Raw genomic sequence first — 24,696 nt, forward strand, 5'->3', positions numbered from 1 at the left:
GTACGACCGGCAGGCAGCACCCCCGGTTCACCTGCCTTTCGCCGGCGCCGGGAGTCCGCGACGACCCGCGTGATCCCCGAAGCGCCGAGCGGTCCGTCGCCGCGGCGCCGTCACAGTGCCCGTGCCGCGTAGGCCCTGACGTCCGCGTCCGGGTCTGCCGTCGCCGTGGCCAGGGCTGCTCGGGCGTCCTCGGCGCCGCGGTGCCGGGTCAGGGCCAGTACGGCGGCCTTGCGGACGTCGGCGTTGGGGTCGGCGACGGCCTTGGCGAGTGCGGGGACGGCCACCTTGGGATCCGCGGCGGACAAGGCGGTGGCAGCGCCGGCCCGCACCTGCCAGGCGGGGTCGGACAGGGCCGACGCGGCGTGTGCGGCCAGGGGGGTGGGGCAGCCGGCCGTGCCCAGGGCCTCGTAAGCGGCCCCGCGCACCAGGGCGTCGGGATCGTCGACCAGTTCGGCGAGGGCCGAGTGGAGCACGGCCGAGTCCGGCGCCGGACCCACGCCGGCCAGGGCCTTGGCGATCGTGACGCGGACCTCGCGAGACGGCTCGGTGGCCGCCGCGCGGGCGATTTCCGCAGTGGCGTCGAGCGATACGAGCGCTCGCACGGCCGCGACACGGACGGCGGTGTCCGAGTCCGACAGGGAGGCCGCGAAGAGGTCCACGTCTCCGGCGCGCAGGCCGCGCAGGATGTCCAGTGCGGCGGCACGGACGACGGGGTCGGCCACGGAGAGGGCGGCGACGAGGCCGTCACGCAGAACCGGCTCCGGGGTCAGGGTCTCGGTCAGTTCACGCAGCGAGGCGGCCGCGGCGGCGCGGACCTCCTGGTCGGTGTCGGCGAGAGCCTCGGCCAGCGCCGGCCCGGCCCCCGGCGGCGCGGATTCCGTCAGGACGGCGATGGCCGTTCGGCGGACGGCGGGTTCCGGGTCGGTCAGATAGGGCACGAGCGCGGAGAGTCCGGTGTGGTCCTCCGCGAGGGCGAGGAGTTCGAGGAGGCGCGGTGTGGCCGGTGTCTCCGCGTCGGTGCCGGGGCGGGCGGTGGTGTCGGCAGTGGCGCGCTCCGGACGCATCGTCACCGGGGCCACCTCCCGGGCCCCCGCCGTCGCCACCTCGTCCGGATGGACCTCGCCGAGGTGACGGGAGGGGCCGCCGACCGGCGCGAAACCGTGGACCGGGACCAGATAGGGCGCCACGGGGCGTGCCGTGAACTCCATCGCACCGGAGGGGGCCTTGCGCAGATCGAGGTGGTGGAACCAGGACGCGTCGTCACGGTGGGGGTGGTCGAGACGGTCGTGGTAGAGGCCCCAGCGGGATTCCGTGCGGGCCAGGGAAGCCCGCGCGGCCATCTCCGCGCAGTCGCGGATGAACGTGACCTCCGCGCAGCGCATCAGCTCGTGCGGGGTGCGCGCGCCCATCGCGGCGATGTCGGCCCGCGCCCGCTCGAACGCCTCCAGGGCGAGTGACAGCCGGGCGCCGGACTTGGGTGGAGCCACGTAGTCGTTCACGAAGCGACGCAGCTTGTACTCGACCTGGGGCTGCGGCGGACCGTCGGGGTTGCGCAGCGGGCGGTAGATCAGCTCGTGCGCCTCGCGCAGCTGGCCGGAGGGAAGATCCCCCTCGTACGGTGTGTACTGTGCGGCGTCCGCGCCCGCGAGGTCGCCGAAGACGAAAGCGCCGATCATGTAGTTGTGCGGCACACAGGCCAGGTCGCCGGCCGCGTACAGGCGGGGGACGGTCGTGCGGGCGTGGTCGTCGACCCGTACCCCCGAGGCCGAGTGGCCGCCGCACAGGCCGATCTCCGAGATGTGCATCTCGACGTCATGGGTGCGGTAGTCGTGGCCGCGGCCCGCGTGGAAGGTGCCGCGGGTGGGGCGCTCGGTGGAGTGCAGGATCGATTCCAGGGCCGTGATCGACTCCTCCGGGAGGTGGCTCAGCTTCAGGTACACCGGGCCGCGGTCCGACGCCACCTCCGCCGCGAACTCCGCCATCATCTGCCCCGACCAGTAGTCGGAGTCGACGAAGCGTTCGCCGTGCCGGTTGACCTGGTACCCGCCGAAGGGATTGGCGACGTAGGCGCAGGCCGGGCCGTTGTAGTCCTTGATCAACGGGTTGATCTGGAAGCACTCGATGCCGGTCAGCTCGGCGCCCGCGTGGTAGGCCATCGCATAGCCGTCGCCCGCGTTGGTCGGATTCTCGTACGTGCCGTACAGGTAGCCGGAGGCCGGCAGGCCGAGCCGTCCGCAGGCGCCGGTCGCCAGGATCACCGCGCCCGCACGGACGACGACGAACGCGCCGGTGCGCGTGTGGAAGCCCACCGCCCCCACGGCCTGCCCCGAAACCGTCAGCACGCGCACCGGCATCACCCGGTTCTCGATCCGGATGCGCTCGCGCATCTCGCGCCGCCGCAGCTGCCGGTACAGGACCTTCTTGACGTCCTTGCCCTCCGGCATGGGCAGTACGTACGAGCCGGAGCGGTGGACCTGGCGGACCGCGTACTCGCCGTGCTCGTCCTTCTCGAACTTCACCCCGTACGACTCCAGTCGCCGCACCATGGCGAAGCCGCGGGTGGCGGTCTGGCGGACGGTGCTCTGGTCGACGATGCCGTCGTTGGCGCGGGTGATCTCCGCGACGTAGTCGTCGGGCTCGGCACGGCCCGGGACGACCGCGTTGTTGACGCCGTCCATGCCCATGGCGAGCGCGCCGGAGTGTCGTACGTGCGCCTTCTCCAGCAGCAGGACGTCCGCGCCGCGCTCGGCGGCGGTCAGCGCCGCCATGGTGCCGGCCGTGCCGCCGCCGATGACGAGGACGTCGCAGGTCAGCTCCTCGGCATCGGTGAGGGCCGGGATCTCCAGGGGGGTGTCCACCAGGGTGCCTTTCAAGAACCGAGTGATGTGAGGATCTTGCGCCGCAGGGCGATGCGCGCCGTGTCGTCGTGGGCGGCGCGCTCGCGTGGGCGCGGTACGTCCCGTACGGCGACCAGCCGGCCCGCGCCGAGCACGGCCACGCGGTCGCCGAGGAACAGGGCCTCGTCCACGTCGTGGGTGACGAAGACGACGGTCGCGCCCGTGCCGTGCAGTACCTCCACCAGCAGGTCCTGCATGCCGGCGCGGGTCTGGGCGTCGAGGGCGCCGAAGGGTTCGTCCATGAGGACGGCGCGCGGGCGTCCGGCGAGGGCGCGGGCCAGCTGGGCGCGCTGGCGTTGCCCGCCGGAGACGCGGTGCGGCAACTGCCGGGCCAGGTCGCCGAGTCCGACCCGTCCCAGCCAGCCCTCGGCCTGTTCCCTGCGCCGTGTGCGCGGCAGACCCTGGACGGCGAGGGGCAGTTCGACGTTGGCGCGCAGGGTGCGCCAGGGCAGCAGGGCGTCCTCCTGGAAGACCAGCGCCCGGTCCGCGCCGGGGCCGGTCACCGGCCGCCCGTCCTGTTCCACCGCGCCCTCCAGCGCGGGCAGCAGCCCGGCCCAGGTGCGCAGCAGCGTCGACTTGCCGCAGCCGGAGGGGCCCACGACGGTGAGGATCTCGCCGGCGGCGACGTCCAGGTCGACGTGGGCCACCGCCGGGGCGTCCGGACGGCCGAGCGTGGCGGCGCGCAAGGTGAGACGGGTGCCGCGCGGGGCCGCCGACACGCTCCTCGCTCCGGCCCGCTCGGTCTCAGACGAGGTGCTCATCGCATGCCTCCTGGGCCTTGGCGGGTGCGGTCGTGGATACGGCCACCAGGGCCCGGGCGGGCCGGGGCCGGGCGCCGGGGACGTACGACGTGCGCGGCAGCCAGCGGGTGAGGCGGCGCCCGACGAGTTCGACGGTGGTGGAGGTGAGCCAGCCGAGCAGGCCGATGGTGACCATTCCGACGAAGACGCCCGGGTAGTTGACGATCGTGTAGTCCTGCCAGGTGCGGTAGCCGACGCCGTACTGTCCGGAGATCATCTCCGCGGAGATCACACAGATCCAGGACACGCCGATGCCGACGGACAGGCCGCCGAAGATGCCCGGCAGCGCGCCCGGCAGGACGACGGAGCGCAGGATCCGCCACCGGCCACCGCCCATGGTGCGCACCGCCTCCTCCCACACGGGGGTCAGCGCGCGCACCGCGTGCCGGGTGGAGACCAGCACGGGGAAGAAGGCGGCGGTGAAGGTGATGAAGACGATGCCCTGCTCGTTGGAGGGGAAGAGGAGGATGGCGACAGGGACCATGGCGATGGCCGGGACGGGCCGCACCACCTCGAGGACCGGGCCGAGCAGGTCCTCGGCGAGCCGCGAGCGGGCCACGAGCACGCCGGTGCCCACGCCCAGGACGGCGGCGAGCAGGAAGCCGGTCACGATGCGGGTGAGGCTGTCGGTGAGGTCGGTCCAGTAGTCGGGTCCTGACACCCGGTCGGCGAAGGTCCGGGCCACGTCGGTCACCGTCGGGAACTGCGAGAAGCGCACCCACAGGTCCACGTCGAGCGTGGTCAGCAGCTGCCACAGGCCGAGCGCGACGGCCAGCGAGCCCGCCCGCAGCAGCAGCCGGCCCGCCCGGCGGGGATACCGGCTCATGAGGCCCGTCCCAGGGCGTCCGCGTACGTGATCACCCGGGCACCGCTGTGACCGGCCACGTAGGTCCGTGCGGTGGCCGGGGCGACGAAGGGCAGCAGTCGCTTGCCGTTCGCCACCCAGACGGCCTTGTCGGCGAACCAGAGGGTGCCGGTGGCGGCGTCGGGGACGTAGGCCGCGCGGATGCCGTCCCTGTGCCGGGCGACGTAGGCGAGGAGCCGGTCGGGGGACGTGAAGCTCCGGGTCGTGCGGGCGCCCTTGGGCCAGACCTCGCCGGCGGCGGCGGGCGGGCCGGCGGCGAGCCGCCCGGCGTAGCCGGCGCCGAGGGCCCTCTTGACGTACCGGTCGTCGACGAAGGAGCCCACGTCGATGTCGCCGGTCAGCTCGGCAGCCTTCAGCACCGACACGTCCTGCTTCAGCGCGGACACCAACTGCGGCTTGAGGGCCGGATCGAAGGTGGAGATGCCGTGGGCACCGTTGTAGAGGTAGACGACCTCGGCGGGCAGCCCGGTGGCGTCCGCGACCTTCTCGGCGGCGTCCACCGGACGGGCGTCGAGGTAGTCGGTCGCGTCCGCCTGGGCCTTCAGGAACGCCTCCAGCACGGCCGGGCTCCGCTCGGCGAAGTCCTCGCGGGCGGTGACGCCGTGGAAGGTGGGCAGGTTCAGCTGTGCTCCGTCGTACAGCGCCTTCGCCTTGCCCTGGTAGGCGAGCAGGCCCGGCCAGGCGACGAACTGCGACAGCGCGTCCGCGCTGCCCGCCGAGAGGGCCGAGGCGCCCACCGCGGGCTGCTGGTTCAGCTTCTCCACGCCCGTGTCCGGGTCGATGCCGGCCCGCTGCAGGGCTCGCACGAGGGTGCCGTCGGCGGCCGAGCCGACGCTCGTGGAGACCTTCTTGCCCCGCAGGTCCTTCAGGGAGGCGAGCTTGGAATCCGGCGCGACGACGACGGTGTTCAGGCCGCCCTTGAGGTTGTAGCCGGTGACCGACACCAGGTGGGTGGGCCTGCCCAGTTGCTTGCCGCGGGCCGCGTTGATGAGGAGCGGGAAGTCGCCCATCGAGCCGATGTCGATCTTCCCGGCGGTCATCTGGGCGGTGATCGGGGCGCCCGTGGCGTAGTCCTGCCAGTCGACCTTGTACGTCTTTCCGTCGTGGAGGGCCTTCAGCCGCCTCTCGAAGTAGCCGAGGGACCGCAGGAGGGTGCCGGCGGTGACCGTGTTGATGGTCTTGGACTGGTATCCGACGGTGATGGTGACCGTGGAGCCGCCGCCCGCCTCGGCGCTGCCGCCACAAGCGGACAGGCTGAGCAGCGATGCGGACGTCGCGAGCGCGACTGCCGTGCGTTTCATGGGAGTCCGGGCCTCTCAGCGGAGCAGATAGGGCATGTTGACCGTGACGGCTCCGGTGGGACAGCGGGCCGCGCACGGGCCGCAGTACCAGCACTCGTCGACGTGCATGTACGCCTTGCCGCTGCTGACGTCGATGGCGAGGGAGTCCAGCGGGCACATGTCCACGCAGAGGGTGCAGCCGTCGATGCACTTCGACTCGTCGATGGTCACGGGCACGTCGGCCCGCTGGGGCGCCAAGGGCATGGCTGTCTCCAGGAATGTCGTGCTCTTCGGGGGTGTCAGGCTGAGCGGTGCAGCAGGCCGCTCATGGTGATGCGGTCGCCGCGGAAGCGGATGAACTCGAGGTCGACGGGCCGGCCGTCGTCGAGGTGTGTGAGGCGTTCCAGCATCAGGACGGCCGCACCCTGGGGGGCCTGCAGCACGGCGGCGGAGTGGGCGTCCGCGTTGACCGCCTCGAGGGTGATCTCGGCGTGGCCGAGAGGCAGACCGCAGGCCGCCTCCAGCAGGCGGAAGACGTCGGTGTTCTCCAGGTCCGCTGCGAGGAGCGCGGTGCCGATGTCCAGGGGGATGTAGGTGAGGTCGAGGGAGAGGGGGAGGCCGTTCAGACGGCGCAGACGCTCGATGTAGAGGACGTCGGCGCCCGAAGGCACGTGGAGTCGTTCGGCGACGGGGGCGGGGGCCGGGACGGGGCCCATGGTGCGGACCTCGTTGGTGACCCGGCCGTGTTCACGGAGGGTTTCCGCGAGGCCCATCAGGCGGTCGAGGCCGTGGGGGTACTTCCGGGCCACGACCAGGGTGCCGACACCGGGCAGGCGTTCGACGAGGCCCTCGGTGCGCAGCAGGTCGAGGGCCTGGCGGACGGTGTTGCGGGAGGCGCGGTAGTCGGTGGCGAGGGTCGACTCGTGGGGGAGCGCGCCGTTGGGAAAGGCGCCGGTGAGGAGTTGGCGGCGGAGCAGATCGGCGAGTTGCCTGGCCCGGTCGGCGCGCAGCCTGCGCCGGCTGCGGTGGGCGGCGACCGTGGTCGCGGAGCCCTGGCCGGCGTGGTCTCGGATGCGGTCGGTGGGCGGCATGGCTCGAAACCATAGCCATCCGATAGGGATAGTGGTGTTGCTGGATTATTGCGCCACCTGACGCACCGCTGGACGCGTCGCTGACCTGGGCGTTCGACAGGCCGACGGGAGTATCCGCCAGGCTCTGCGGGCCCCGGACGATGGCACCGGGGCCTCCGGCGTGCCGCCCTCCTCTTCCCTCCTCCCATCATGTGAGACGGTGGGCCGGATGTCGGAAGGGCCTCTTGACGAGGCGTGAGGACAGCCGGACACTCCAGTACAGATTCCTAGTGGATGGGTAGGAAATGATGGAGCGTCTGGAGCCGTCCGCCGACCGCACGGTGCGTGCGGGCCGGCCGTTGCTCCTCCTGACCTCCCGCCGCCACATCGATCTCCTGCGCGTCTGCAGCGCGGCGAACTCTCCTCGCTGAACCGGCGGTGCCCATCGGCACGCCGTTTCCGCCGGGTACGGGTACGCGCCGAGGGCGCCGCGCGCCCATCACCCCACGCGCGCCGCCCGCCGCATCTCTGAGAACCAGAAGCCGGACCCGGACCCAGGGAGACCCATGCCCGCCGCACCCTCGACCACTGTGCCGTCCCACTCCTGCGCGCCGACGTTCCTGGGCAGGATCGGCCCTGACGCGAGCAGTGGTTACTACGCTGTGCCGCGCCGCTACCGCCTCCACCTGTCGCTGTCCTGCCCCCACTGTCTGCGCATCGCCATCACGCACAGCCTGCTCGGCCTGAACGGAACGTTGCCGGTGACGCTGCTGCCGGCCGTGCCCGACGGCCCCGATGGTGGACACCGCGCTCTGCGACCCCTGTACGACGCCAGTTCGCACCGATACACCGGACCCACCGTGGGACCGGTGCTGAGCGACGACTGGACGGGGCGGATCGTCAGCACGCACACCCCCGACATCCTGTGCGACCTCGCCCGGCACTTCGACGGTGACCGTCCCGACCAGCCCGCGCTGTATCCGCACGGCGAGGAGGCCGAGATCGAGGCAGTCGAGCGCCTCTGCGAGGACCGCATCAACGAAGCCGCACAGCACGCCGGGCGTGCCGACACCGATTCCGTGGCGCGCCGGACCGCTCTCACGTCCCTGCTGCGCGTCCTGGGCTCACTGGACGCACGACTCGCGTTCCAGGACTTCATCCTGGGCGACGAAGTGACGGCCGCCGACGTGCAGTTGTGGGTGACCCTGGTGCAGCTCGACACCGTGCACCGCCTGCACCTGGACGCAGCCGCGGTCCGCCACATCGCCGAGCACCCCCACCTGTGGGCCTACGCACGGAGACTGGCCGCCCATCCCGCCTTCGGCACCCACCTCGACCTGGATGGCATCGGTCGCAGGCACCATGCCCGCTGCCAGGGCATGGAGGCCGCAGGGGCGGCGGTGCAAATCCTGGACTGGGCCGTCCACACCGCGGACACGGTGACTCGGCCCTCCCAAGAGAGCTCGGACGGTTTCACGCAACCGCAATACGCCCTCCACCTCCGTCCGTCCGGCCCGGCCTAACCTGCTACCGCATGAGGTCCACCACGTCGGAGCGCGACAACCCGTCACTGACGGTTGCGTGGACCGGCATGCCCCCGGCGAACGGGGGCACCGCGGTCGGTGCCGCACGGGTGCACCCCGAGGTTCCGGCCGCGCGCGGGTGCGTCCGCCTGTACGGCCGCACCCACATCGACCTGCGGCGGGTGGCCGGCGCGCTCTGTCGCTCCTGACCCTCCCTCAGGCTCCAGCCGGCAAGCCCCTCCACCTCAACGCGCACTCCCACGCCCGCCGATCCCTCCGCGCGAGGGCCGGTTCCGGTCGGCGAACGGTCCCTCCCCAGGAAGGCACTTCATTCGTGTCCGCATCTCCTCCGCTTCACCTTGCCGTCGCACTCGACGGCACAGGCTGGCACCCGGCCGCATGGCGTGAGCCGGGCGCCCGGCCCCACGACCTGCTCACCGCCGGTTACTGGGCCGGCCTCGTCACCGAGGCCGAACGCGGCCTGCTCGACTTCGTGACCTTCGAGGACGCGCTCGGGCTCCAGTCCTCGCACCTCACGCAGCCGGACGAGCGTACCGACCAGGTGCGCGGCCGGCTGGACGCGGTACTCATCGCCGCCCGGGTCGCACCGCTGACCCGGCACATCGGGCTGGTCCCGACCGTGGTCGCCACCCACACCGAGCCGTTCCACACATCCAAGGCGATCGCCACCCTGGACTACGTCAGTGCCGGTCGCGCGGGTCTGCGCGTCCAGGTGTCGGCACGGCAGAACGAGGCGGCTCACTTCGGACGCCGTACGTTCCCCCGTCTCGGCGTCGAGGACCGGGACACTCCGGCGGGCAGGGCGCTGCTCACCGAGCTCTTCGAGGAGGCCGCCGACCACGTCGAGGTGGTGCGCCGCCTGTGGGACAGCTGGGAGGACGACGCGGAGATCCGCGATGTCGCCACCGGCCGGTTCATCGACCGCGACAAACTGCACTACATCGGCTTCGAGGGCAGGTACTTCAGCGTCAAGGGGCCTTCGATCACCCCCCGGCCGCCGCAGGGGCAGCCCGTCGTCAGCGCGCTCGCGCACCACAGCCTGCCGTATCAACTGGTGGGCCGCTCGGCCGACATCGGTTACATCACCCCGCACGACACCCACGAGGCCCGTGTGGCCGTCGCCGAGATCCGCGCCGCCCAGGCCGCGGCAGGGAGGGCCGGGGAGCCGCTCCACATCTTCGGCGACCTGGTCGTGTTCCTCGACGAGGACCCCACGGCGGCGCGGGACCGCAAGACCCGTCTGGACGACCTCGCGGGATGCGCCCACGCCGACGACGCCGAGGTGTTCACGGGCACGCCCGGACAACTGGCGGACCTGCTCCTGGACCGGCGCCGGGCCGGACTGAGCGGCTTCCGGCTGCGCCCCGGAGCGATCGGGCACGACCTGGAACGGATCACCCAGGGCCTGGTGCCCGAACTCCAGCGCCGTGGCGCCTTCCGGCGCGTCTACGAGGCGGACACCCTGCGCGGGCTGCTCGGACTTCCCCGCCCCGCCAACCGCTACGCAACCGTCTGAACCGGAGGACTCCTACGATCATGAGCAAGCCGAGCACGGGCCGGACTCCGAAGCAGATCCATCTCGCCGCCCACTTCCCCGGCGTCAACAACACCACGGTGTGGAGCGATCCCCGGTCGGGCAGCCACATCGAGTTCAGCTCGTTCGCGCACTTCGCGCGGACCGCCGAACGCGCCAAGTTCGACTTCCTGTTCCTCGCCGAGGGACTGCGGCTGCGCGAACAGGGCGGCCGGATCTACGACCTGGACGTGGTGGGGCGGCCCGACACCTTCACCGTCCTCGCCGCCCTCGCCGCCGTCACCGAACGGCTCGGCCTGACCGGTACCATCAACTCCACCTTCAACGAGCCCTACGAGGTGGCCCGCCAGTTCGCCAGCCTGGACCATCTGTCGGGCGGACGCGCCGCCTGGAACGTCGTCACCTCCTGGGACGCCTTCACCGGCGAGAACTTCCGCCGCGGCGGCTTCCTCCCACAGGACCAGCGCTACTCCAGGGCCAAGGAGTTCCTCGCCACCGCCACCGAGCTGTTCGACTCCTGGCACGGTGATGAGATCGTCGCCGACCGCGAGTCCGGCATCTTCCTCAAGGACGCCCGAGCCGGAGCCTTCGTCCACCGAGGAGAGCACTTCGACATCGCCGGCCGGTTCGACGTCCCTCGCAGCCCCCAGGGCCGCCCTGTGATCTTCCAGGCCGGCGACTCCGAGGAGGGCCGCGAGTTCGCCGCGTCGAGCGCCGACGCCATCTTCAGCCGGCACAGCACCCTGGAGGCGGGGCGGGACTTCTACACCGATGTCAAGGGGCGCCTGGCCCGCCATGGCCGGACCCACGACCAGCTGCTGATCCTGCCCGCCGCGACCTTCGTGCTGGGTGACACGGACGCCGAGGCGCAGGAGCTGGCGCGTGAGGTACGACGCCGGCAGGTCAGCGGGCAGACCGCGATCAAGTACCTCGAGCACGTCTGGAACCGGGACCTGTCCGGCTACGACCCGGACGGCCCGCTTCCCGACATCGACCCGGACCCCGGCGAGCACACCATCGCCCGCGGCAGGGCCAGCGTCCGGATGTTCCGAGACCCGGTCGCCATCGCCGGGCAATGGCGCGAACGCGCCGCGGCCGAGAACCTGTCGATCCGCGAACTCGTCATCGAGACCACCGGTCGCCAGTCGTTCGTCGGCTCCCCGGCCACCGTCGCCGAGAGCATCAACCACTTCGTCCAGACGGACGCTGCCGACGGCTTCATCCTGGTCCCGCACATCACGCCCGCGGGCCTGGACGAGTTCGCCGACACCGTCGTCCCGCTGCTGCAGGAACGCGGTGTGTTCCGCCACGACTACACCGGCACCACGCTCCGCGACCACCTCGGCCTGGCCCACCCCGACGCCCGCGCGGTGCCGGGGGAGAACCGGCGGGCAGCGTCGTGAAGTTCCTGGCCATCACCCTCATCGTGCACGCACCGGATCCGGTGACCGGCGTCCACAAGTCCACCGACGAGCGCTTCCGCGAGGTGATCGACAACGCGCTGCTCGCCGAGGAACTCGGATTCGACGGCTACGGCGTCGGCGAACGCCACGAGCGGCCGTTCATCTCCTCCTCCCCACCGGTCGTCCTCAGCCACATCGCCGCGCTGACCTCCCGGATCCGGCTGTTCACCGCCGTCACCACCCTCAGCCTGCTCGACCCGGTACGCGCCTACGAGGATTACGCGACCTTGGACCACCTGTCCGCGGGCCGTCTCGACCTGATCATCGGAAAGGGCAACGGCACCGCCCAGCGGGAGCTGTTCCACGTCACCCCCGAGGACCAGTGGGACCGTAACGCCGAGAGCTACGAGCTGTTCCGCCGGATCTGGCGGCAGGACAAGGTGAGCGCCTCCCCGCGCTTCCGCCCCGAGCTGACAGCAGCCGAGGTGTGGCCGAGACCGCTGCAGCAGCCCGTCCGGGTCTGGCACGGCAGCGCGACCAGCCGCGAATCCGTCGATCTCGCCGCCCGCTACGGAGATCCGCTCTTCTCGGCGAACGTCACTCATCCGATAGAGCCGTACGCCGAACTGATCCGCCACTACCGGGAGCGGTGGGAACACTACGGCCACGACCCGGCTCAGGCGGTGGTCGGCGCGGGGACCGCCGGCTACTACGCGGCCCGTACCTCGCAGGAGGCGATCGCCGCGTACCGGCCGGTCTTCGAGGGCCGTCTCGCGTTCCAGAAGCGACTGGGCGTCGAGCCGGTGTTCGCCACCCTCGAGGACTTCGTCGAGCGCAGTTCGGCGCTGATCGGCAGTCCCCAACAGGTGATCGACAAAGTGCACCGTTACCACGAGCGGTTCGGCCACAGCGTGCTCCACCTGCACGCCGACGCGGACGGCCTCACCCAGGCCCAGCACCGTGCCTCCCTCGAACTCTTCCAGTCAGACATCGCCCCCGTGCTACGCCGCGACATCCCCGACCCGCCGTTCGCGTGGGCTCCGGTCCTCGCCGAACCCGCCACCGAGTTCGAGCCCGCGCCCGCGTCCACGCTCACCGACCGCTGAGGAGCACCTGATCATGTCCGGCATCCCCCTCGGGGTTCTCGACCTCGTCCCGGTCTCGTCCGGCTCCACCGCCGCCGAGGCCCTGCGCAACACCATCGACCTCGCCCGGCAGACCGAGCGGTTCGGCTACACCCGCTACTGGTTCGCCGAGCACCACCTCAACCCGGGCGTGGCCGGAACCTCTCCCGCCGTCGTACTGGCCCTGACCGCATCCGCGACCTCCACGATCAGGATCGGCTCCGGTGCCGTACAACTCGGCCACCGCACCGCCCTGTCCACCGTCGAGGAGTTCGGGCTGATCGACGCCCTGCACCCCGGGCGGCTCGACCTGGGCCTCGGACGCTCGGGCGGCGGCCCCCAGGGCCGGTCGGCCGGGCCCCGGCCGACCACCACACCTGTCATCGACGGGCGCGCTCCGAACGGTCTGAAGATCCCGCCACGATTCTCTCCGGAGCACCTGATCGGTTCGCCGCGATTCCTGCTCCAGCAGCGACTGCTGCACCAGCCCGGCGCCGGCTCCCAGGACTACGGCGAGCAGGTCGACGACATACTCGCCCTGCTGCGCGGCGACTACCGCACAGCGGACGGCATCGAAGCGCACGCCGTACCGGGCGAGGGAGCCGACGTGCAGGTGTGGATACTCGGCAGCAGCGGCGGACAGAGCGCCGACGTCGCGGGCCGAAACGGCCTGCGTTTCGCCGCCAACTACCACGTGAGCCCCGCCACCGTACTGGAGGCCGCCGAAGGCTACCGGGCCGCGTTCCAGCCGTCCGACCACCTCGACAAGCCCTACGTCACCGTCTCCGCCGACGTGGTCGTCGCCGAGGACGACGCGACCGCCCGCGAACTGGCCACCGGCTACGGCCTGTGGGTCCGCAGCATCCGCACCGCCGAGGGCGCCATCCCCTTCCCGGCCCCGGAGCAGGCCCGCGCCCACACCTGGACCGAGGCGGACCGGGCACTGGTGGCCGACCGCGTCGACACCCAGTTCGTCGGCTCGCCGGGACGCGTCGCCGATCAACTCGAACAACTACAGGAGGCGACCGGAGCGGACGAGCTGACCATCACCACCATCACCCATGACCACGCGGACCGGGTGCGCTCCTACCGACTCCTGGCGAAGGAGTGGCAACGCAGGTGAGCTGATGGCGGGCCAGTTGGACCTGTCGAGGTCGTTCACCCGGTGTGGCGCGGAAGGCGTCGGCGCCGAGGGGAGGGACGCCACAGGGCGGCAGGCGCGGTACGCCAGGAACCTTGCGGTCGGTCTCGATCTACTTCTCGTATGCAAGAACCCGGACTGCGGCTTCGAGGCGAACGCCGACGGGAACGCAGCCCGCGACATATTGCACCTGTACCGGATCGGCCACGTGGCGATCCCCGCTGCCGGAAGGTGCACTCGTCAGGCGCGCAAACGCGTCGAGCCCGTCACCGCAAGGTAGCCAGGAATCGCCCGGCTTCAGCCGGAAGAGCACTTCAACCGACGAGTTCGCCCACGAGCGCGGCGACTTGCTCCAGTTCGATGAGGAAGCCGTCGTGACCGCTCGGGGATTCGATCACCCGGAGGTGATCTGCCGCAGGGATGCCGGCTGTCAACTCGGCTTGCTGGGACAGGGGATAGAGACGGTCGGAGTCGACTCCGGCGACGAGCGTCGTGGCCGTCACACGGCTCAGGGCGGCCCGCGTACCGCCCCGGCCGCGACCGATGTCGTGACTGTTCATGGCCTGGGTCAGTGTGACGTAGCTGCCCGCGTCGAAGCGGCGCACGAGCTTGGCGGCGTGGTGGTCCAGGTAGGACTCGACCTGGTATCGGCCGCCGCTCCAGGGCTCCTCCGCGCCCTGCGGCGTGCGCCCGAAGCGGATCTGCAGCTCCGGTTCGCTTCGGTAGGTGACGTGGGCGAGGCGGCGGGCCAGGCCGAGTCCCGCATGCGGGCCGAGTCCGGGGCCGGCGTCGTGGTAGTCGCCGCCGCGCCAGTGCGGGTCGTTGCGGATGGCATGGAGCTGGATGTTCGCCCAGGCGATGTGTTCCGCGCTCGCCGCGGCAGTCGTGGCGAGCACCAGGAGCGCCCGCGTCCGTTCCGGATGCGACACGGCCCATTCCAGCGCACGCATTCCGCCCATCGATCCGCCGACGACCAGTGCCCAGCTGTCGATGCCCAGGGCGTCGGCCAGGCCGGCCTCGGCCGCCACCTGGTCGCGTTGCGTCAGGAAGGGGAAGCGATCACCCCAGCGACGTCCGTCCGGAGTGCTGCGGGACGACGGTCCGGTGCTGCCCTGACAACCGCCGAGCACGTTCGGCGCCACGACGAACCAGCGGTCCGTGTCGAGCGCGCGCCCTGTGCCGATGAGCCCGTCCCACCAGCCGGGAGTGGGGTGGCCGGGCTCGGCGGCACCGGCGGCATGGCTGTCACCGGTCAGTGCGTGCAGCACGAGCACCGCGTTGGACCGGTCGGGTGCGAGCCGCCCCCACGTCTCGAACGCGAGCCGCACTCCCGGCAGTTCACCACCCGCCTCCAAGGGAAGCGGCTGCTCACGCTCGTACCACTGGCGATGCCCGGCCGGATCCCCCTCCCGCCAGGCTCCGGAGGCCGGCGGGAGGGAGACCACGGAGGGCGTCAGCACGGTGTTCAGGACGCGTCCTTCGCCGCGCGGAACCCCGCCTCCAGGTCGGCCTTGAGGTCGGCGAGGTTCTCGATGCCGACCGACAGGCGCACCAGGCCGGGGGAGGTGCCGGTGGCCGCCAGCTGTTCCTCGTCGAGCTGGCTGTGCGTCGTGGACGCCGGATGGATGATGAGGCTGCGCACGTCGCCGATGTTGGCGAGGTGGCTGAACAACTCGACCGCGTCCACGAACCGTTTGCCGGCCTCGACTCCGTCTCGCAGTTCGAAGGAGACCACTGCACCCGCACCCCGCGGAAGATACTTCCGCCCCGCCTCGTACCACCTGCTGGTCTCCAGCCCCGGGTAGTGCACGGCGGCGACCTCGTCCCTCTGTTCCAGCCATTCGGCCAGGGCTTGGGCGTTGGCCGAATGCCGTTCGATGCGCAGGCTGAGCGTCTCCACGCCCTGCAGGAGCAGGAAGGCGGAGTGCGGAGAGAGGGCCGGCCCGAGGTCGCGGAGCAACTGCACGCGGAGCTTGACGGCGAACGCACCCGGTCCGAGCGCGGGCCAGTACCGCAGCCCGTGGTAACTCGGGTCGGGCTCGGTGAAGTCCGGGAACCGCTCGGCGTGCGCCCCGAAGTCAAAGGTGCCGCCGTCGACGACCACACCCGCGATGGCCGTGCCGTGACCTCCCAGGAACTTGGTCGCCGAGTGGACGACGATGTCCGCGCCGTGTTCGATGGGCCGCAGCAGGTAGGGAGTCGGGACCGTGTTGTCCACGATCAACGGCAGCCCGGCCGCGTGCGCCACGTCCGAGATCCCCTGCACATCGAGCACATTGCCACGAGGGTTTCCCAGCGTCTCCGCGAACAGGGCCTTGGTGTCCGGCCGGATCGCCGCCCGCCACGCCTCCAGGTCGTCCGGGTCGTCCACGAACGACACCTCGATACCGAGCCTCGGCAGCGTGTGCCGGAACAGGTTGTACGTGCCGCCGTACAACGACGTACTGGAGACGATGTGGTCGCCGGAGCTCGCCAGTGTCAGGATCGCCAGGGTCTCCGCCGCCTGCCCGGAGGCGAGCGCCACGGCCGCGACCCCGCCCTCCAGTGCCGCGATGCGCTGCTCGAAGACGTCCTGGGTGGGATTGTGGATACGGGTGTAGATGTTGCCGGGCTCGGCCAGTGCGAACAGGTCGGCGGCATGCTGTGTGTCCCGGAACACGAACGACGTCGTCTGGTAGATGGGCGTCGCGCGGGCGCCGGTCGTCGGGTCGGGCGTGGCCCCCGCGTGGATCTGCTTGGTCTCGAAGGACCAGGCGGAGGTGTCGGGACCAGTGGGTTCGTCCTCGGGGGTGTGGCCGGCGGTGACGGAGTCGATGGGCTGGCTCATGGTGGTGCTCCCTTGTACGGAGGGCGGAGATGCGCGCGGTCAGGGACCGGATACACGGAACACCGCAGGGCTGGGAGCCGGGCCCGGAAGAGGGCGGCGTTCAGCGCGGTGCGGTGGAAAAGAGACTGCTCAGAGGCCGGAGCGCGGCTTCAGCTCGCGGCAGGACAGCGCATGGTGGTGACACGCACGTAGTCAACGTGGCGGCGGGTCACGAGCACGGTCATGGAGCCAGGTAACCACATGGGGCGGCAACGCACCAGCGTCCCTGAAGGCATTCGAGACCCGGGTGACTCCGATCGGGAAGTCGGACATCGCGGCGGGGCAGAAACTCGCCGATGCCTTCGTGGAGGCGGGCCGGATCACCAAGGAGGTCGATGTCCCGTCGATCACCGACAACCTCCTCCCGGTCGGCCACGACAGCTCGAAGCTGACGTCCGGCTGAGCAGGCCCCAAGAAATGGCGCTTGCGGGAGAAGCGGACCGGCGTCGTACCTGGGCACTTGCCGGCCCGAGTACCTGCTGTCGCCGTGGCACTGCGGCTGACGCGCGGGTCGCACTCAGGGCTCGCCGGACCACGGACCTCCGGCACCCCCGAGGCCGGCCCGCTGCACCGTCTCCCCGAGCGCGACTGCACTCCGGCCCCGAAGCATCCGCTGGAGACGCTCCTCGGATGCGAGCCGGGCCGCGGAGGTGCCGGCCGCCGTGACCTCGGCCGGCGTCGGCTCAGGACCCGCCGCGCTCGCGGGGGATCTTCTGACCCGCCTCGACCGCCACCGGCAGCCGGTTCTCGGCCGGCGGCAGCGGGCAGGTGGCCAGGTCCGTGTAGGCGCACGGCAGATTCGCGGCGCGGTTGAAGTCCAGGACGACCGTGCCGTCGGCGGCGGGCGGCTCGACGGCCAGGACCCGGTTGGCGGCGTAGGTGGTGACCCCAGAGGTCGTGTCGGTGAACAGCACCATCAGCCGGCCGGCACCATGTCCGGGGAATGCGGTCAGGGACAACTGACGCCCGTGCAGCTCGAACTCGATCCTGCCCGGAGCGTCGTACACATGCTCAAGGCCCTCGACGGCCGCGCCCACGGTGGTCGGCCGCGGCTCGTCGAAGGGGACGTACCGGCCCGTCACGGCCCAGCGCGGGTCGGGGGCGTAGGCGGGTGTTCCGGTGAAGGCGGTGCGAAGCGGCGCGTCCGGGTGCCGGGGGCGCACGATGTCATGGCCGCCGCGCTTCGCGACCTCGATGACGGCGTCTCCCCAGGCCGCGTCGAAGCCGCCGCGTTCGGGAAGCGCGCCGAAGCGGTGTTCACCGCGCACCGGCGTTCCGTCGACGACCAGTTCTTCTCCGTCGTCGAGATGTACGACGACCCCGTCGCGGCCGGTGTGCCACGCACCGGGCGCGTCGGGGAAACGCTGCGGCCGGTCATCGAGCCAGTGCAGGCCGGTGACGGCCAGGAATCCGTGAGGGTCGGCGAGCCTGGCCTCCTGGGCGCGGTACCAGTCCAGCCAGTTCTCGGTGAAAGCCTGGAGGTCTGTCGTGGTGACCTCAGTGGTCATGAGTTCTCCTTTGTCACCTGGTTCCACGCGTCGGGCGCGTGGAGTTCCGCTCCAACGGTCATGCCAGTAAGAACGGGCGTCCGCCGGACCCGCATTCCAGTCCGCGTGTGACAGCTTCTTGTCAGTCATGTGTACGGGAGCCGTACCTCCCCGCATCAGAAGCTCGGCATACCCGCGCAGACGCGGCTCGTCACCGTCGTGAGCGCCCACAACCTCGCGGCCCTGGACGACTTCACCGCCGCTCTGTTTGCCCCGCGCCGCCGCCGGCGACCCTGCCCGTCCCGGCGCGCAGTCGGCGACGTCCACGGCCCTTTTGCTGCGCGGTGTCCATCGAGAGGCCAGGATTCGCCAGGGCCCTTCGAATCCTGCGCCACTCTTCGGCTCGGAAAGTCGGACAGAATTCGCTGTCAGCCGTGTGCCAGCAGGCGCGATGCCGCCTCTCGCGCGAGGGTGGCGGCGTTGGAATCGCCGAGGCCCACACGGGCGCAGGCGGCCCCGTCGGCGAGTGTCAGGATCGTCGCGGCGACCTTGTCGGGGTCGGGTTCCCGCGCTGCCTCGGCGAGGTCCGCGAGATGGCGGAGGATCCCGCGCTTGTGGTCGCGGATCGCGATCCGCACGGGGTGATCCGGGTCGGGGTACTCGGCGGCGACGTTCAGCAGGTCACTGCCGCGGTAGGCGGGGTCGGCGAATTCCTGGTCCAGCAGGTCGAAGATCGCGAGGAGACCGTCCCGGGGCGTGGAAGCCGTGGCGCCGAGCTCGCTCAGACGTGCGCACCACGCGTCGTTGCGCCGTCTCAGGACGGCGGCGACAAGCTCGTCCTTGGAGCGGAAGTGCTGGTAGAGGGTCGATTTGGCGACCTCGGCGGCCCGCCAGATCTCGTTGATGCCGACGGCCCGCACACCGCACCGGGTGAACAGGTCCGCCGCGGCCGCGACGATCTTGGCGCGGGTGACGTCAGGGGTGCTCACGGGTACCTCCGGTGCGGGGCGGATCGGGGCGGTAATCGGGGCGGGAATGGGTACGGCTGCGCCGCTGTTCTCATCGAACAGACTAGTCGGTTCGATTGGAGGATTCCATGGTCACTCTTGACGTCTTCAGCGATCTGATCTGCCCCTGGTGCCACATCGGCGGGCGTCGGCTGGACAAGGCCGTCGGCATCGTGAAGGAACGCACGGGCGAGGAGTTCCACATCCGCCACCACGCGTTCGAGCTGAACCCGGCGATGCCGCTCTCCGGGATGGACCGGCGCACGTACCGCAGTGGGAAGTTCGGCAGCTGGGAGCGTTCGCGGGAGCTCGACGCCGGGACAGTGCTGGCCGGCCGTGACGACGGCGTCGTCTTCGACTACGCGGCGATCGCCAGGACGCCGAACACACGTGCCGGGCACCGGCTGATCGCGTTGGCGGAGCGGGACGCTCGGCAGGGGTGGGCGATGGCCGACCGGCTGCTCGCCGCCTACTTCTCCGAGGGGCAGGACGTCGGCGACACGGCCGTACTGGCCCGGATCGGCCAGGAACTGGGGCTCGGCGACGACGTGGCCGGCCGGCTGGCCGATCCGGCCCTGGAGTCGGCCGTGCAGGAGGACCTGAAGCTTGCCGAGTACCTGGGACTGCGCGGCGTGCCGGTGCTGATCGCGGGCGACAAGGCGATCAGTGGCGCGGTCGGCACCGACGCACTCGTGGAGCTCCTCGAACGCCAGGTCACCGAGGTGCCGTCCGGGGCCACGTGCGAGAACGGGGTGTGCTCGCTGTGAGTGCTGTATCGGACATCAGGACGGCCGGTGTCGTCGGTGGTTCGCTGGGCGGGCTGTTCCAGGCGGTCGCGCTCGCCGAGCTCGGGCTGGACATCACGGTCTGGGAGCGGTCCGCCGGCCGCCCCGACGATCGCGGCGCCGGAATCGTGCTGCAGCCGAGCGTCGCCTGGTTCCTGAGCACCTTTCTCGGCGTGGACACCGACCGGATCAGTGTTCCCGTCACCCACCGGCAGTTCTTCAGCCGGGACGGGCGGAGCCACCACACGCTCATGGCGCAGCGGATGATCTCCTGGGGGGCGATCTACGGGTCACTCCGGGAGGGACTCGACAGCGCGCGCTATCACGACGGCCTGGCGGTCACCGCGCTCACGTCGCGCCCCGACGGCGTCGACGGCGTCGACGTCCAAGTCCGCGACACCGTCCATCCCGTCGACCTCGCGATCATCGCGGACGGCTCCGCGTCACGGCACCGCAGACTCGTCGCCCCCGACAGCGCGCCGCACTACGCCGGGTACGTGGCGTACCGGGGAGTGATCGACGAGACGGAGCTTCCGGAGGAGCTGGGCGCGGTCTTCCGGGACCGGTTCAGCTTCTACGACGGGGAGCGCACCCAGTTCCTGTGCTACTTCATCCCGGGCGACTTCGGCGCGACCACGCCGGGCAGCCGGCGCATGAACTGGGTGTGGTACGTCCGGGCCGACGCGGCCGGCCTCGACCGCATCACCACCGACCGCGACGGCACCGCCCACGGGCTGTCCCTGCCCCCGGGCCTGATCGCGCCGCAGGTGCACGCCGAACTCCTGGACCGTGCACGGACGTTGCTGCCCGAGCCGCTGCGTCAGCTGGTCGAGCACACCCGCGAACCGTTCGCGCAGGCGATCCTGGACGGGCGGGTCACCCGGATGCGCAAGGACCGGATGCTGCTGACCGGGGACGCCGCGTTCGTCGTACGGCCCCACACAGCGGCCAGCGCGGAGAAGGCGGCCGCCGACGCCATCACCCTCTTCGCCGCCCTCCAGCAACTCCCCTCCCTGGACGACGCCTTGGCGGCATGGGAGAAGAACCGCCTGGCCGAGGGCACGGCCCTCTACCGGCACGGGGTCGGTCTCGGACAGCGACTCGGTCTCAACGGCCCCACGCCGACGACGGCTGCCCCCGTCGGCCCGACCCTCTGAGGTCCGGCGGGCGGCGCCTCATGGTCACCGCTACGGCCGGTCCAGCTGCTCCAGCGCGTCTCGCAGGGCGGCCCGGGACGTGACGCCCAACTTCGGGAAGAGCTGGTAGAGATGGGTCGAGACGGTCCGCGGGGACAACAGGAGCATTTCCCCGATCTGCTTGTTGGTCAGGCCGGTGGCCGCGAGGCGGGCGATCTCCCACTGCTGCGGCGTCAGATCGGGGCCGCCGGTCAAAACACGGGCGTGCACCGGGATACCGCAGGCACGCAACTCCTTGTTGGCCCGCTCCGTCCACGGATGGGCGCCGAGCCGCCCGAAGGTCTCCGCGGCGGCGGTCAGGTGCGTGCGGGCCTGGGTCAGTGCTTTGCCGCGGCGGAGCCGCTCGCCGTAGTACAGCTGTATTCGGGCGTGGTCGAAGGGCCAGCGTTCGGCCCCCTCGACGGCCAGGGCTTCACCGAACCCGAGTGCGGCCTCCTCGTCGTTGTCCGTCGCCAGGGCGGCCGAGGCGAGCAGGACCATGTCCAACCGCGGTGACACCGCTTCGAGTCCGGCGTCCCTGGCTGCCCTGACGTGGCCGACGGCCTTCTCGCGTCGACCCGTGCGTACCGCGGCCTCCACCTGATCCAGGATCGCCCACAGCGCGTGCCCGGCGAAAGGTGCGAACGTTCCGGCCGGAGTGATCCTGCACGCGTGTCGGTAGGCCGCTTCGAAGTCACCTTGCGACAGGGCGATCAGCGTCCTGGCATGGGCGGCGTAGCAGCCGACGGCATGGCCTCTGCGCGATCCGGCCCACTGGTCCATCTGATCGGCGAACCCGCGAGCGGCCCGGTAGTCGCCGCTGGCTGCGGACACGCAGGCCAGCACGAACTTGCCGGTCCAGGAACGCAGTGGATAGTCGAGTTCCTCACACCAGCGCAGGCCCTGCTGGGCCACCTGGCGCAGCTCCGGCCACTGGCCGGTGAGCCAGGCATGACTGCTCCACAGGAACGAGGCCTGGATGGCGGGGAAGATGTTCTGCCCGCTCAGTCCGCCGCGAGCCGTGAGCCGCAGCGGCTCTTCCATCGCGCCGAGGCGGTCCGCGTACGCGCCGGCCGTGGCGATCCGTACGATCCGCACCGGATCCGACGTGCCGTGAAGCGTCTGGACGGCGGCGTCGAGCCGGGCCCAGTCGGCCGGCCGGGCCCGCGCCGGATCGGCGAAGGTGGCCCGCAACAGCCGCAGGGTGTCCGGAACCGAGGTGCACTTCGACAGTGCCGCGTCGAAGCCCGACCACAGCTCGCGCCGGCCGCCGTGGATGCACACCATGAACAGGGTCGACAGCGCTTCGAACAGCGTGGGGTCGGTGAGGTCGTAGGGCTCGGGCTGCAGGGCGATCGCGCCGGACAGCAGGCGATGGGTGGTGTCGATGTCCCCGTAGCTGTTGAGCAGATACAACGCGGCGGCCACCGCGGCCGCCGGGGACTCCGCATCGGGGGCGGCCTGTCGCGCGTCGTCCAGCAGGCGCGGCACATCGCGTACGTCGCCGGTGAGGTTCGCGCCGACGTACGCGGCCTTGGCCAGCCGCCGGGCGTACGCGGAACCTGCCGGGCTCAGCTCGGCGGCGCGCACGAGTGCCGCCACCGCGTTCGGCCCGTCGCCGCGGCGGGCGCTGACGTCGGCGGCTTCCTCGAGCAGGGCGGCGATCTGTTCGTCGGGCTCGACCGTGGCCTGCGCCAGATGCCAGGCCCGCTGCTCAGGGACCGCGATCCACGCCTCCGCGAGTGCGCGGTGCACGCTGCGTCGTTGGTCGCTGGTCGACAGATCCACCACTGCGGAGCGTATGAGCGAGTGCCTGAATGCCAGCCGCCCGGTCGTGTCGTCGACGCGGACGAGCTGCATGTGCTCCGCCGGAGCCAGGTGCTTCAGACTGCACCGGCCGGCCACCGCGCGGCGCACGATCAGCATGTTGCCACTGCCCTCCAGCGCGGCGACGAGCAGCAGGTGCCGCGTGGCTGTCGGCAACGCCCTGATACGGGAGGCGAAAGTCGACTGGAGCCGCTGGGTCAACGGGATGCGCTTCGGCAGGGCTTGGGACGCGGTCCGCTGGGACTCGGTCAGCGCGGCCGGGAGTTCCAGCAGCGCCAGTGGATTGCCTTCGGCCTCGGCGACCAGACGTCGTCGTACCCGCGAGGCGAGCGCCGGGAAGCGGCGGCGGAGCAACTCGTCGGAGGCGGCCTCGGTGAGCGGGCCCAGATCGTGCGCAGGAAGCCCGCTGTGGTCGAAGAAGCTCTCCTCTCCGAGCCTGACCGCGCACACCAGCCCCGTGCCGGTACCCAGGAGCCGACGCGCCACCTGCCCCAGGACGACGGCACTTGCCCGGTCCAGCCACTGCGCGTCGTCCAGCACCAGCAGTGAGGGGACGTCACGGGACAGGCCCGCGGTCAGCGACACCACGGCCTCGGCGACCGCGTCGTGCCCGGGGGCCGCGCCCCGCTCGAAGCCGAGGGCTCCGGCAAGGGCGGGCATCCTCGTGGCCCTTGAGTGAATTTCGGGTACCGAGATCAGCAGCTGCTGCAGAGCGCCGTAACTGGCCTGAGCCCGGTACTGCACACCCATGGCATGCAGTACCCGTATCCCCGCGGCCTCGGCTTCCCGGGCGGCAGCGGCGAGCAGCGCCGTCTTCCCGACTCCCGGCTCTCCCACCAGCGCCAGCGATCCGCCCTGACGCGGGACGCCGGCCAGGAAGACGCCGAGCCGTTCCATGTCGGCTTCCCGGCCGACCAGGAAGCCGTCTGTGTCGCCGGTGGACCGGTCGACCATGATCACCCTCCTGTCTCGCCCGGAGCGGGCAGCGACTCCCGTCCGCGTGCGGGCTGATGTGACACGAGGTGCCGTGTGACCCCATCACCCGTCCGTGCCCAGAGGGTAGCCCTTCGTCACCGAACTAAGTCACATGACGGAATCGGCGCCTTCCGTCCGGCTTCTAGCGTTCATCGCGTGACCTCGTCCGTCCGATGGAACGGGAGAAGTGATGAGTGAGGATGCGCAGCCCAGGAACGTCGTCCTCGTCCACGGAGGGTTCGTGGACGGCTCGGGCTGGCAGGGGGTGTACGACCGGCTGAGCAAGGACGGGTACCGGGTCAGCATCGTGCAGAATCCGACGCTGTCGCTGGAGGGCGATGTCGCCGCCACCCGCCAGGTTCTCGACGCCCTGGACGGACCGGCCGTCCTGGTCGGCCACTCCTACGGCGGCGCCGTGATCAGCGAGGCCGGCAATCACGACAAGGTGGCCGGCCTCGTCTACATCGCGGCGTTCGCCCCCGACAAGGGCGAGTCCGTGAGCACTTTGGTCGCCGACCCGCCGCCCGGGGCGCCGGTCCCGCCCATCCTGCCGCCGAGGGACGGCTTCCTGCTCCTGGACCGCGACGAGTTCGCCGCCTCGTTCGCCGCGGATCTTCCCGCCGACGTGGCCGCGTTCATGGCGGACTCCCAGGTCCCCTGGGGCGTCGACGCGCTCAACGGGGCCGTGTCCCAGCCCGCCTGGCACACAAAGCCGGCCTGGTACCTGGTGGCGGCCGACGACCGCATGATTCCCGCGCCCGCCCAGCGGGCCATGGCCGAGCGGGCCGGCGCCCGGACCGTCGAGACCCCCGGCAGCCACTGTGTCCACGTGTCCCGGCCCGATGCGGTCGCCGACCTCATCGAGCAGGCCACCGGCCACTGAGGGCGGGCCGGGACCTCGGACGGTCAAGGCGCG

The 24,696-nt window shown here is 71.3% G+C and carries 21 protein-coding genes; 10 read left to right on the top strand and 11 right to left on the bottom strand.

Annotation, left to right across the window (positions count from 1 at the left end):
* Positions 1–110: 110 nt before the first annotated feature.
* The 6 genes from ACWD5D_RS10975 to ACWD5D_RS11000 are packed head-to-tail and all read right to left on the bottom strand — an operon-like array spanning position 111 to position 6,933.
* Entirely contained in the window at positions 111–2,873 is a 2,763-nt protein-coding gene (locus tag ACWD5D_RS10975; RefSeq protein ID WP_451372486.1) for a fumarate reductase/succinate dehydrogenase flavoprotein subunit, read from the bottom strand.
* The gene (locus tag ACWD5D_RS10980; protein ID WP_451372487.1) at positions 2,870–3,658 is read right to left on the bottom strand and encodes an ABC transporter ATP-binding protein; all 789 of its coding nucleotides are present in this window, start codon (positions 3,656–3,658) and stop codon (positions 2,870–2,872) included. The genes ACWD5D_RS10975 and ACWD5D_RS10980 overlap by 4 nt, the downstream gene beginning before the upstream one ends.
* Positions 3,642–4,523, bottom strand: coding sequence for an ABC transporter permease (locus ACWD5D_RS10985; protein ID WP_451372488.1), 882 nt, complete (start codon positions 4,521–4,523; stop codon positions 3,642–3,644). The genes ACWD5D_RS10980 and ACWD5D_RS10985 overlap by 17 nt, the downstream gene beginning before the upstream one ends.
* Positions 4,520–5,863 (bottom strand): ABC transporter substrate-binding protein, encoded by a 1,344-nt coding sequence (locus ACWD5D_RS10990; RefSeq protein WP_451372489.1) that lies wholly within the window; start codon positions 5,861–5,863, stop codon positions 4,520–4,522. Before ACWD5D_RS10990 ends, ACWD5D_RS10985 begins: the two co-directional genes overlap by 4 nt.
* Positions 5,864–5,878: 15 nt before the next feature.
* On the bottom strand, positions 5,879–6,106 hold the full coding sequence (locus tag ACWD5D_RS10995; protein ID WP_055491243.1) for a 4Fe-4S dicluster domain-containing protein: 228 nt from the start codon (positions 6,104–6,106) through the stop codon (positions 5,879–5,881).
* Positions 6,107–6,141: 35 nt separating this feature from the next.
* Positions 6,142–6,933, bottom strand: a complete 792-nt coding sequence (locus tag ACWD5D_RS11000; RefSeq protein ID WP_451372490.1) for a GntR family transcriptional regulator — start codon at positions 6,931–6,933, stop codon at positions 6,142–6,144.
* Between the two features lie 545 nt (positions 6,934–7,478).
* Between ACWD5D_RS11000 and ACWD5D_RS11005 the strand changes: the two genes are divergently transcribed.
* From ACWD5D_RS11005 to ACWD5D_RS11030, 6 genes are all read left to right on the top strand, one after another.
* A complete protein-coding gene (locus ACWD5D_RS11005) occupies positions 7,479–8,435 on the top strand; it encodes a glutathione S-transferase C-terminal domain-containing protein (RefSeq protein WP_451372491.1) in 957 nt (318 codons plus the stop codon).
* A gap of 11 nt (positions 8,436–8,446) precedes the next feature.
* Positions 8,447–8,644 carry a putative leader peptide gene (locus ACWD5D_RS11010; protein WP_451372492.1) on the top strand — a complete coding sequence of 66 codons (198 nt, stop codon included), beginning with the start codon at positions 8,447–8,449 and terminating at the stop codon, positions 8,642–8,644.
* A gap of 125 nt (positions 8,645–8,769) precedes the next feature.
* Complete coding sequence (locus ACWD5D_RS11015; protein ID WP_451372493.1) at positions 8,770–9,972, top strand: LLM class flavin-dependent oxidoreductase; 1,203 nt, start codon at positions 8,770–8,772, stop codon at positions 9,970–9,972.
* Positions 9,973–9,992: 20 nt separating this feature from the next.
* The gene (locus tag ACWD5D_RS11020; RefSeq protein WP_451372494.1) at positions 9,993–11,393 is read left to right on the top strand and encodes an NtaA/DmoA family FMN-dependent monooxygenase; all 1,401 of its coding nucleotides are present in this window, start codon (positions 9,993–9,995) and stop codon (positions 11,391–11,393) included.
* Positions 11,390–12,499 (top strand): LLM class flavin-dependent oxidoreductase, encoded by a 1,110-nt coding sequence (locus tag ACWD5D_RS11025; RefSeq protein WP_451372495.1) that lies wholly within the window; start codon positions 11,390–11,392, stop codon positions 12,497–12,499. The genes ACWD5D_RS11020 and ACWD5D_RS11025 overlap by 4 nt, the downstream gene beginning before the upstream one ends.
* Positions 12,500–12,512: 13 nt before the next feature.
* Complete coding sequence (locus ACWD5D_RS11030) at positions 12,513–13,640, top strand: LLM class flavin-dependent oxidoreductase (protein WP_451372496.1); 1,128 nt, start codon at positions 12,513–12,515, stop codon at positions 13,638–13,640.
* Between the two features lie 332 nt (positions 13,641–13,972).
* Here ACWD5D_RS11030 and metX read toward each other — a convergent pair whose 3' ends face one another.
* Entirely contained in the window at positions 13,973–15,118 is a 1,146-nt protein-coding gene (metX, locus tag ACWD5D_RS11035; RefSeq protein WP_451372497.1) for a homoserine O-acetyltransferase MetX, read from the bottom strand.
* Positions 15,119–15,123: 5 nt separating this feature from the next.
* A complete protein-coding gene (locus tag ACWD5D_RS11040) occupies positions 15,124–16,485 on the bottom strand; it encodes a bifunctional o-acetylhomoserine/o-acetylserine sulfhydrylase (RefSeq protein ID WP_451372498.1) in 1,362 nt (453 codons plus the stop codon).
* Between the two features lie 286 nt (positions 16,486–16,771).
* On the opposite strand from ACWD5D_RS11040, the gene ACWD5D_RS11045 reads away from it, so the two are divergent.
* The gene (locus ACWD5D_RS11045; RefSeq protein WP_451372499.1) at positions 16,772–16,927 is read left to right on the top strand and encodes a hypothetical protein; all 156 of its coding nucleotides are present in this window, start codon (positions 16,772–16,774) and stop codon (positions 16,925–16,927) included.
* A gap of 280 nt (positions 16,928–17,207) precedes the next feature.
* On the opposite strand, the gene ACWD5D_RS11050 is transcribed toward ACWD5D_RS11045, so the two are convergent.
* Both ACWD5D_RS11050 and ACWD5D_RS11055 read right to left on the bottom strand, forming a co-directional pair.
* Entirely contained in the window at positions 17,208–18,032 is an 825-nt protein-coding gene (locus tag ACWD5D_RS11050) for a DUF1684 domain-containing protein (RefSeq protein WP_451372500.1), read from the bottom strand.
* A gap of 407 nt (positions 18,033–18,439) precedes the next feature.
* Entirely contained in the window at positions 18,440–19,000 is a 561-nt protein-coding gene (locus ACWD5D_RS11055) for a TetR/AcrR family transcriptional regulator (RefSeq protein ID WP_451372501.1), read from the bottom strand.
* Positions 19,001–19,107: 107 nt separating this feature from the next.
* Between ACWD5D_RS11055 and ACWD5D_RS11060 the strand changes: the two genes are divergently transcribed.
* On the top strand, positions 19,108–19,785 hold the full coding sequence (locus ACWD5D_RS11060) for a DsbA family oxidoreductase (protein ID WP_451372502.1): 678 nt from the start codon (positions 19,108–19,110) through the stop codon (positions 19,783–19,785).
* Complete coding sequence (locus ACWD5D_RS11065) at positions 19,782–20,960, top strand: FAD binding domain-containing protein (RefSeq protein ID WP_451372503.1); 1,179 nt, start codon at positions 19,782–19,784, stop codon at positions 20,958–20,960. The genes ACWD5D_RS11060 and ACWD5D_RS11065 overlap by 4 nt, the downstream gene beginning before the upstream one ends.
* 30 nt (positions 20,961–20,990) lie before the next feature.
* On the opposite strand, the gene ACWD5D_RS11070 is transcribed toward ACWD5D_RS11065, so the two are convergent.
* Positions 20,991–23,759 (bottom strand): AAA family ATPase, encoded by a 2,769-nt coding sequence (locus ACWD5D_RS11070; RefSeq protein WP_451372504.1) that lies wholly within the window; start codon positions 23,757–23,759, stop codon positions 20,991–20,993.
* Positions 23,760–23,970: 211 nt separating this feature from the next.
* Here ACWD5D_RS11070 and ACWD5D_RS11075 point away from each other — a divergent pair, with 211 nt between their 5' ends.
* A complete protein-coding gene (locus ACWD5D_RS11075; RefSeq protein ID WP_451372505.1) occupies positions 23,971–24,663 on the top strand; it encodes an alpha/beta fold hydrolase in 693 nt (230 codons plus the stop codon).
* Positions 24,664–24,696 lie beyond the last annotated feature (33 nt).

This window comes from Streptomyces sp. NPDC002520 (assembly GCF_053595235.1).